This is a genomic window from Paenimyroides viscosum (assembly GCF_003858535.1).
GTDB lineage: Bacteria > Bacteroidota > Bacteroidia > Flavobacteriales > Flavobacteriaceae > Flavobacterium > Flavobacterium viscosum.
This window is the reverse complement of record NZ_RQTJ01000068.1, coordinates 1-3,146: the sequence shown is the minus strand read 5'-3', so window position 1 is coordinate 3,146 and position 3,146 is coordinate 1. Positions and strand designations below refer to the sequence as shown.

Annotated in this window: 4 protein-coding genes; 2 read left to right on the top strand and 2 right to left on the bottom strand. The window is 32.4% G+C overall.

Annotated elements, in window-relative coordinates:
• Positions 1–240: 240 nt before the first annotated feature.
• On the bottom strand, positions 241–1,458 hold the full coding sequence (locus tag EG242_RS14650; RefSeq protein WP_124900678.1) for a bifunctional folylpolyglutamate synthase/dihydrofolate synthase: 1,218 nt from the start codon (positions 1,456–1,458) through the stop codon (positions 241–243).
• A gap of 129 nt (positions 1,459–1,587) precedes the next feature.
• Here EG242_RS14650 and EG242_RS14645 point away from each other — a divergent pair, with 129 nt between their 5' ends.
• Positions 1,588–2,301, top strand: a complete 714-nt coding sequence (locus EG242_RS14645; RefSeq protein WP_124900680.1) for a MotA/TolQ/ExbB proton channel family protein — start codon at positions 1,588–1,590, stop codon at positions 2,299–2,301.
• A complete protein-coding gene (locus tag EG242_RS14640; RefSeq protein ID WP_124900676.1) occupies positions 2,282–2,677 on the top strand; it encodes an ExbD/TolR family protein in 396 nt (131 codons plus the stop codon). Before EG242_RS14645 ends, EG242_RS14640 begins: the two co-directional genes overlap by 20 nt.
• 53 nt (positions 2,678–2,730) lie before the next feature.
• On the opposite strand, the gene EG242_RS14635 is transcribed toward EG242_RS14640, so the two are convergent.
• Entirely contained in the window at positions 2,731–3,045 is a 315-nt protein-coding gene (locus EG242_RS14635; RefSeq protein ID WP_124900674.1) for a hypothetical protein, read from the bottom strand.
• Positions 3,046–3,146 lie beyond the last annotated feature (101 nt).

Below are 3,146 nucleotides of genomic sequence, written 5' to 3'. Positions count from 1 at the left end.
GTTAAGCGGTTAGGAAATTAATTTAACATTTGAACAATACTCATGATGTTTTAAAACTGAAATGTTTTAATGATTTACAAATTATCTAGCATGATTTTTTATGGTTTGCTGTATTATTTTATTGACCTGTTATTTGCGTTAGGGATTGCAGCGGATAGCCTTTTGTGGCTTTTTTGCCACAAAAGCTTGAAGCGGAAAGCCCGACCCGCCCATTAAAAGGCGGGGAACGCCCAAAATACTCTAAACAACTTCGGCAACTACAAAAGTGCTTCCGCCAATATATATCATGTCGTTAGGAGTTGCTTTTTGTTTTGCATGGTTTAACGCTTCGGGTATGGATTTAAATTCCATTGCGTTAAAACCGTTTTTTGTAAGTATATCTTTTAAAACTACAGCATTTAATCCGCGGGGAACGTTTGGTTTGGCAACAAAATACTCTGCATCTTTTGGCAAATACGGCAAAATAGCATCGATATCTTTATCGTTTACAACGCCGAATACCATGAATAATTTATTGAATTGTTGTTGATGAACCTGCTGCATGACTAGTTCTAGTCCGTTTTTATTGTGAGCGGTATCGGCAACAATCAAAGGTTTTTCAGACAGAATTGTCCAGCGTCCTTTTAAACCTGTATTCTTTCCAACATTTAAAAATCCCTTCACGATATCACCTTCAGTAATTGAAAAATGATTCTTTAATAATTGTATTGTTTGGTATGCCGCTTTTTTATTGTGTAACTGATAATTTCCTTTTAAATCGGATTCTAATTCAGGAATACCATTAATTGTAGATGCGAAATAAATAGGAGCTTTTTTAAAATCGGCTTCTTTTTGAAACACTTTTTTGGTTTCGGCAGTAAATTCGCCAATAACAATAGGAATACCTTCTTTTATGATTCCTGCTTTTTCTAAAGCGATTTCTTCTATGGTGTTGCCCAATAAATTCATGTGATCCCAACCGATATTGGTAATGACACTTACTAAAGGTGTGATGATGTTTGTGGAATCTAAGCGACCGCCTAAACCTACTTCGATAATTGCCACATCGACTTTTTGATCGGAAAAATACTGAAAAGCCATTCCAACCGTCATTTCAAAGAAACTTAATTTACTGTCTTCAAAAAAAGTTTTATTGTTTTGTATAAAATCAACAACAAATTCTTGTGAAATCATTTCACCGTTAATTTTTATACGTTCACGAAAATCAACCAAATGCGGCGATGTATATAAACCGACCTTAAAACCGGCTTCTTGCAAAACCGATGCTATTAAAGATGATGTAGAACCTTTACCGTTTGTTCCGCCCACATGAACGGTTTTAAAATTACGTTCGGGATTGTTTAAATGCGATGCTAATTTTAATGTATTAGTCAAATCTTTCTTATAGGCGCTTGCCCCTATTTGCTGAAACATTGGCAGTTGATTAAACATCCATTCAACTGTATCTTTATAGTTCATGATATCTTGGCAATTTTATACTTTAATAATTTATTATGTAATATTTTTTTCCTTATTTAGCACAAAATATTGAATGAAAAATATTAATCTACAAAAATCATTTTTTTAAGCGTTAAATAAAACTTTATGATGACATTTTTTTTACAGGCTGCACCAGACAGTTTAACACAAACATCACAGGCAATTGTAGAAAACATTGCCGTAACTAAAGAACTATCTCTGTTTGAGTTTGTTTTAAAAGGTGGTGTGTTTTTAATACCTATTGTTATTTTATTTGTGTACACGATTTATCTTACTTTTGAAAGATACTTCTATATTCAGAAATCTGCAAAAAAAACAAGTCCTGGGTTAATGGATTCGTTAAAGACGCAGCTTAATTCTGGTAATTTAGATTTGGCTGTAGCATCGGTTCAGCGCGAAAATACTGCAGAAGCGAATGTTTTGCATGAAGGATTACTGACTATTGGAAGACCAATTTCGGAAATTGAATCGAACATGGAAAAAGTAACCAACATTGAAATTGCCAATATGGAGAAAAAACTGAACCATTTGGGAACTATTGCCGGTATTGCACCTACTTTAGGTTTTGTTGGAACTATTTCTGGGGTTATTAAAATTTTCTATAACATATCTATTACCGAAAACATTAGTATTGCTAATATTTCTGGTGGTTTGTACGAAAAAATGATCAGTAGTGGTGCCGGATTAATCGTTGGTATTATTGCTTATGCTGCGTACCACCTTTTAAACGGAAAAATTGATGGTTTTGCTTTACAGTCGCAAAAAATCATTTTAAAATTTATTAACATAATACAAAGACCAAATGGCCATAAAGAGAAGTAGAAGATTTCATGCTGAAGTTGCAACCTCATCGTTAAGCGACATCATGTTTTTCCTGTTACTTTTTTTTATTATCATATCTACTTTAGCTAACCCAAATGTCATTAAAATGACATTACCTAAAGCAGAAGCAACGGAACAAACAACCAAGCAGCTGATTACTTTATCTGTTAACGAAAACAAAGAGTTTTTCATTGATAAAGAACCTGTTAATCCGCAAGATTTAGAAGCGCATTTATTAGCGAAACTTGGCGGAGATAAAACCCAAACCGTAGTTGTTAGAATACCTTACAACTTACAGGTGCAAGATTTAGTAAACGTTTTACAAATTGGTGTTAAGAACAATCTTAAGTTTGTAATTGCTACCAATAAGAATTAAAAAAATCCCGATCAGCCGATCGGGATTTTTTTAGTTCTTATTTATTATTCCTTTTAGTTGTATTTCCCTAACATCTCGTTATAAAGCAAACTTAATGCATTAAATTGGCTATCTAATCCAGCTATTAAATTTGGAAAATCTTCTAATTTAAAATTATGAATTTTTACCGCATCATACTGCTCATCCGAATATTCAATCATTGATGTGCGATTTAATTCATTATAGTATCTTTCATTCGTTACGTTTGAATCAAAGAAAGCAGGATTATTCCATGCTTTCATTTTTTCAGTATGGTCTTTGTAAATACTTTTGAATTTATTTACCTGATCTCGATTTCTTTCGAATTTTTCAATAAGTTCTTTTTTCATTTTATTATGATAAATTAGAAATTTTGGATTAAAACATTTGTAACGTCCTGAAAAAATGATACAGGATTAAGTAAATAAAACTTTTTATCAAACAGTGCAGA

Coding starts and splice junctions, on each gene's coding strand:
- EG242_RS14650 (WP_124900678.1), bottom strand. CDS start 1,458: ATGAACTATAAAGATACAGTTGAATGGATGTTTAATCAACTGCCAATG.
- EG242_RS14645 (WP_124900680.1), top strand. CDS start 1,588: ATGACATTTTTTTTACAGGCTGCACCAGACAGTTTAACACAAACATCA.
- EG242_RS14640 (WP_124900676.1), top strand. CDS start 2,282: ATGGCCATAAAGAGAAGTAGAAGATTTCATGCTGAAGTTGCAACCTCA.
- EG242_RS14635 (WP_124900674.1), bottom strand. CDS start 3,045: ATGAAAAAAGAACTTATTGAAAAATTCGAAAGAAATCGAGATCAGGTA.